Genomic DNA, 4,718 nt, shown 5'->3' with positions numbered 1-4,718 from the left:
TTGTGGCTGCTGGGGCCGATCCTGATGCCGTTCGCGGTGGGGGCGGCGGTGGGGTATTTCCTCGACCCGCTGGTCAGCCAGTTGGAGCGGCGCGGCGTGCCGCGGGCGATTGCGGCGGCGGTGATGGTGCTGTCGCTGGTGGCGGTGCTGCTTGCGGCCCTCGTGCTGCTGGTCCCGCTGATCGCGGCCGAGGCGGCGACACTGATCCGCGCGCTGCCCGACCTGCATGAGCAGGCGCAGACATTCGTGGCCGACCGCGTGCCGGGGTTCGGGCCGGGGGCAGGCAACGACGCGGTCTCGGACCTGTTCGCCCGCATCGGCGAGACGATGACCGAATCCGGCGGGTCGGTGTTCGGAGGCATCGTGTCGGGCCTCAACGGGCTGCTGCGGGTGGCGCTGTTCTGGATGGTGATGCCGGTGGTGGCGTTCTACCTGCTGATGGACTGGCCGCGGCTGCTGCTGGCGGTGGACGATCTGCTGCCGCGGGCCAATGTGCTGCGGGTGCGCGCGCTGGGGCGGGACATCGACGCGGCACTGGCGGGGTATGTGCGCGGGGTGGTGATGGTGTGCCTCATCCTTGCGGTGTATTACGCGATCGCGCTGACGGTGGCGGGGCTGAGCTACGGGCTGCTGGTGGGGGTGGTGGCCGGGCTGATCTCGTTCGTGCCCTATGTCGGGGCGTTCGTGGGCGGTGCGCTGGCCATCGGCCTTGCGCTGTACGAGCTGTGGGACAACCCGCTGGCGCTGGGCGCGGTGGTAGCGATCTGGGTGTTCGGTCAGTTCATGGAGAGCCAGATCCTGGTGCCCCGCCTGGTGGGCAGCTCGGTCAACCTGCATCCGGTGTGGCTGATCTTTGCGGTGATGGCGTTCGGCAGTCTGTTCGGGCTGCTGGGCGCGATCGTGGCGGTGCCGCTGGCGGCGGTGATGGGCGTGCTCGTGCGTTTCGCGCTGGAGGAATACCGCGCCAGCCATGTCTATGACAGCTCGGCCGCCACGCCCTGATCGGGAACCAACCGGGGGGCTGCGGGTTCGTTCCACACTTCGCCGGCGTCCGCGCCGGTCCGTGGACCCAAGAGGGAGAGCATGCATGCGTGGCCTGATCCTGTGGCTTGTCGGTGTTCCCATTCCAGTCATCGTCCTGATCTATCTTCTGTTCTGATCGCCCCATGACCAGGACCAGCTGTGCTGCGTGCCCGCTGCGGCGCTTCGAGGTGTTCGAGGCGTTCAGCGCCGACGACATCGCCTTTACCCAGTCCTTCAAGTCCGGCGAGATGCAGGTGGAGCCCGGCACCACCCTCATGCTGGAGGGGATGCCCAGCCCGCAGCTGTTCACCGTGCTGGCCGGGCTGGGGCTGCGTCACAAGACGCTGGAGGACGGCCAGCGCCAGGTCATCAACTTTGTCCTGCCAGGCGATCTGATCGGGCTTCAGGCCGCGATCATGGGCGAGATGGCCCATTCGGTCGAGGCGACGACGGACATGACGCTGTGTGTGTTCAACCGCGCCGATCTGTGGCGCCTGTTCCGGACCCAGCCGCAGCGGGCCTTCGACCTGACGTGGCTGTCGGCGGTGGAGGAGCATTTCCTGGGCGAGACCCTGGTGGCACTTGGCCGGCGCAGCGCGCAGCAGCGTGTGGCATGGGCACTGGTGCGCATCCACGCCCGGCTGCGCGCGGTGGGGATGGACCACAACGGCGCGGTGCCGATGCCCTGGCGCCAGCGCGACCTTGCCGATGCGCTGGGGCTGTCGCTGGTGCACACCAACAAGACGCTCGGACGGCTGCGCGACAGCGGGCTTGCGCGCTGGAGCGACGGCACCCTGCTGATCCCCGACATGGCCGCCCTGGCCCGGATGGCGGGCATCGACCTTGCCGCGCCCCCTCCCCGCCCGCTGATCTGAGGGGGCGCCCCGAAAAAGGGAACCCCACGCCGCGTTGCGGGTTGATCCTGCAATGGGGCGCAGCGCCCCGCAGCCTCAAAGGAGAGACCGCAATGCTTGGTTGGGCCCTGACCTTTCTCGTGATCGCCCTGATTGCCGCCGCGCTCGGCTTCAGCGGAATTGCCGGCGCGTCGGCGGGGATCGCGCAGATCCTGTTCGTCGTGTTCCTGGTGCTGTTCGTCGTGGCGATGATCGCCCGGGCGGTGCGCGGAAACCCGCCGCCGATGTGACGTGTCCCCGCACACCCTGCAGACGACCCGGATGGCCGCAGCACCCCGCTGCGGCCATTTTTCGCCCATTGGGCGGGATTTCGGCGGTCTGGCGCGGCCGGACCTCGCCCCGTCGGCGCGGCTATGTCATGGTTTATTGCGCGGTGGTGGGCGCATCGCCATGCAGGAGCGGCGATGCCTGGCCGCCCGCCGGGTGCTCAAGGGATTTGATGATGTCGCGTTATTGCCTGGTCGTTCTCCAGACGCCGCTGGTTGCACAGGACCTTGCCCTCACTCTCGCGGATCTGACGGGGGCCATTCCGATCCTGGCCGAACGGATCGAGGACGCCATGGAGAAGCTGGCCGATCTGCGGCCCGGAGCGCTGCTCTATGCCTTCGTCCATTCCGACGCGGCGGCGCTGCGCGAAAGCCCCCTCGGCAGCTTTGTGGAGCGGCTGGGCGCCCGGCTGGTCCTGCTCGGTCACGCAGCCGAGATGGAGGCCGCCACCGGGGCCGGCCATGACAACTGGCCGGTGCTGGCGCTGCCCTTCGGCCCCGCGCAGGTGGCTGAACTGCTGGATCGGTGCCCGCCGCTGTCGACCGAGGGCGGCTGACACCACAACCGGGCCGCCCGGAGATCTCCGGACGACCCGCCCGGCCGTCATCCATGGGCCGGATGCGGCCCTCGCGCCCTTGCCCTCAGCTGTCGTTGGGCGCGTGGCGCCGCAGCAGGTCGCGCAGGTCGGTCTGCATCTGCTGCAACAGCCCGCGCCGCTCGGGACTGGGCGAGGCGGAAATGGCAGCATCGAAACTCTCCAGCAGGCGCATCTCGCCATCGACCAGGGCATCCATCACGTTGTGGCCGATGTCGTCGAACCACGAGCGGATCTCCACCACGGCGCGATTCACCGTCCCCATCAGCGAGCCATCGGCCGCGACATCGCCGCCCAGCGCCGCCACCATCTGCGCCACGCGCCCGGCCTGTGCGCGGTGCAGCGCGCCGAAGGCCTCGGCCACGCCCAGAAACTCGGGCTCGGCCTTTTCCGTCACCTTGTCAAACCCCTGAACGGTGTCCTGAAGGTGGGTGTGCAGCGCAATCAGGCGCGCGACCTCATCGTCGGCCTGCGGCGCGGGGCCGCCGGTCGCGGCGGCGCTTGCGGGGGGCATCGGAATGTCGGTCATCGGTTTTCTCCCACATTGACCATCGTCACGGGGACAATGCGCGGGGGCGCGGATCGTTCCGGCGCCCCCGCCATGGCGGGGCGCTTGCGGCCCTCAGCCCACCAGCGTTTCGGTGCTGGCAAAGAACACCGCCTGGCTGACCGCCGAGCGGACCTGCTCGGCGGTGAACGGCTTGGTGATCAGAAACGCGGGCTCGGGCTTCTCGCCGGTCAGCAGGCGGTCGGGAAAGGCGGTGATGAACACCACCGGCACATCGCCCAATGTGCCCAGCAACGCGTTCACCGCGTCGATGCCGGAGCTGTTGTCCGCCAGCTGGATGTCGGCGAGGATCAGGTCGGGACGCTCCTTGCGGCCCAGCGCCTCGGCCTCACGCGCGGTGCGGGCGACGCCGGTGACGGTGTGGCCCATGTCCTCGACGATGTCGCGGATGTCCATGGCGATCAGAGGCTCGTCCTCGATGACCATGACGCGACCGCGCACGCCCTGCTCCATCTCCCGCAGCGCACTGGCCACCAGGGTCTCGGCCTCGGCGGGGGTGATGCGCATGATCTGCGCGATTTCGTCGGGGCGGAATTCCTCGATAGTGCGCATCAGCAGCGCCTCGCGGGACTGCGCCGTCAGCCGGCCCAGCCGATCGCGCGCCCGCGCCTCGGCGGGGCTGAGGGGGGCGTCGCCACCCTCGCCCTCGGTCGCGCCGGACCACACCAGATGGAACGCCCGGAACAATGCGATGCGCGGGTTCAGCCGATCGTCCAGAAGCCCGCGATCGGCGATGATCGCCTGCAAGGTGGCGGCGGCGTGGCAGTCGCCGCGCGCCTGGCTGCCCGTCAGCGCGCGGGCATACCGGCGCAGGTACGGCAGCTCGGCGGCGACGCGCAGCGCGGTGTCGCGGCCGCTTTCGACCGGGTCCTGGGTCATGCGGGGCGCGGAGAGGTTGGTCTGGCTCATGGGGCACACTTCCTGAGTAAGGTCAGGGAATTCTTGACGCATGGGAACCAAACGCGGCGACGCGCGTTTGGTTCCCGATGCAGACGCCCCCGAGGCGATCCCCAGGCGGCGCACAGGCCCGCACTGCAATGTCAAAGCGAGAGGTCCCATGTCCCTCACCGATCACGGCGCGCGCAAGCGTGTCTTCGTTCCCCCCGGCGATACCAGCGCCGATCGACAGCCCCCCTGCGATGCCTCGGACGGGGTGTCGCCCGTCGTCGCCCGACAGATCGACGAGAACCTGAAACTGCTGTACCGCCAGCGGATCGAACAGGATCTGCCGGACGACCTGCAGGCGCTGGTGGCGCAGCTGCGTGACGGCGGGGGGCGGACATGACGGTGCCCGATCCCGCTCGGAACCCCGCCCAGAAGCCCGCTCGGACCCCCGCGCCCAGCTCCGTGC

Annotated in this window: 7 protein-coding genes; 5 read left to right on the top strand and 2 right to left on the bottom strand. The window is 69.5% G+C overall.

The window, feature by feature from the left end:
- The 4 genes from CCR87_RS01350 to CCR87_RS01335 form a co-directional block, all read left to right on the top strand.
- On the top strand, nt 1-1,002 hold a 1,002-nt coding region (locus CCR87_RS01350; RefSeq protein ID WP_201155532.1), incomplete at its 5' end, for an AI-2E family transporter.
- Nucleotides 1,003-1,166: 164 nt separating this feature from the next.
- Nucleotides 1,167-1,898, top strand: a complete 732-nt coding sequence (locus CCR87_RS01345) for a Crp/Fnr family transcriptional regulator (protein WP_201155531.1) — start codon at nt 1,167-1,169, stop codon at nt 1,896-1,898.
- A 92-nt stretch (nt 1,899-1,990) separates the two neighbouring features.
- Nucleotides 1,991-2,167 carry a DUF1328 domain-containing protein gene (locus tag CCR87_RS01340; protein WP_201155530.1) on the top strand — a complete coding sequence of 59 codons (177 nt, stop codon included), beginning with the start codon at nt 1,991-1,993 and terminating at the stop codon, nt 2,165-2,167.
- 212 nt (nt 2,168-2,379) lie between these two features.
- Nucleotides 2,380-2,760: a hypothetical protein gene (locus CCR87_RS01335; RefSeq protein WP_207186508.1), complete on the top strand. Its 381-nt coding sequence runs from the start codon at nt 2,380-2,382 to the stop codon at nt 2,758-2,760.
- Between the two features lie 85 nt (nt 2,761-2,845).
- Here the strand turns inward: CCR87_RS01335 and CCR87_RS01330 are convergent, their stop codons facing one another.
- Nucleotides 2,846-3,328 carry a DUF2383 domain-containing protein gene (locus CCR87_RS01330; RefSeq protein WP_201155528.1) on the bottom strand — a complete coding sequence of 161 codons (483 nt, stop codon included), beginning with the start codon at nt 3,326-3,328 and terminating at the stop codon, nt 2,846-2,848.
- A 93-nt stretch (nt 3,329-3,421) separates the two neighbouring features.
- Nucleotides 3,422-4,276 (bottom strand): response regulator, encoded by an 855-nt coding sequence (locus CCR87_RS01325; protein WP_420850136.1) that lies wholly within the window; start codon nt 4,274-4,276, stop codon nt 3,422-3,424.
- 148 nt (nt 4,277-4,424) lie between these two features.
- On the opposite strand from CCR87_RS01325, the gene CCR87_RS01320 reads away from it, so the two are divergent.
- Nucleotides 4,425-4,652 carry a NepR family anti-sigma factor gene (locus CCR87_RS01320; protein WP_201155527.1) on the top strand — a complete coding sequence of 76 codons (228 nt, stop codon included), beginning with the start codon at nt 4,425-4,427 and terminating at the stop codon, nt 4,650-4,652.
- The last annotated feature ends 66 nt before the right edge of the window (nt 4,653-4,718 follow it).

The sequence above is a fragment of the Rhodobaculum claviforme genome, from assembly GCF_016653255.1.
GTDB classification, from domain to species: Bacteria; Pseudomonadota; Alphaproteobacteria; order Rhodobacterales; family Rhodobacteraceae; genus Rhodobaculum; species Rhodobaculum claviforme.
Note: the sequence above shows the minus strand (reverse complement) of the source record. Positions and strands in the feature narration are given on the sequence as shown.

Coding starts and splice junctions, on each gene's coding strand:
- CCR87_RS01345 (WP_201155531.1), top strand. CDS start 1,167: ATGACCAGGACCAGCTGTGCTGCGTGCCCGCTGCGGCGCTTCGAGGTG.
- CCR87_RS01340 (WP_201155530.1), top strand. CDS start 1,991: ATGCTTGGTTGGGCCCTGACCTTTCTCGTGATCGCCCTGATTGCCGCC.
- CCR87_RS01335 (WP_207186508.1), top strand. CDS start 2,380: ATGTCGCGTTATTGCCTGGTCGTTCTCCAGACGCCGCTGGTTGCACAG.
- CCR87_RS01330 (WP_201155528.1), bottom strand. CDS start 3,328: ATGACCGACATTCCGATGCCCCCCGCAAGCGCCGCCGCGACCGGCGGC.
- CCR87_RS01325 (WP_420850136.1), bottom strand. CDS start 4,276: ATGAGCCAGACCAACCTCTCCGCGCCCCGCATGACCCAGGACCCGGTC.
- CCR87_RS01320 (WP_201155527.1), top strand. CDS start 4,425: ATGTCCCTCACCGATCACGGCGCGCGCAAGCGTGTCTTCGTTCCCCCC.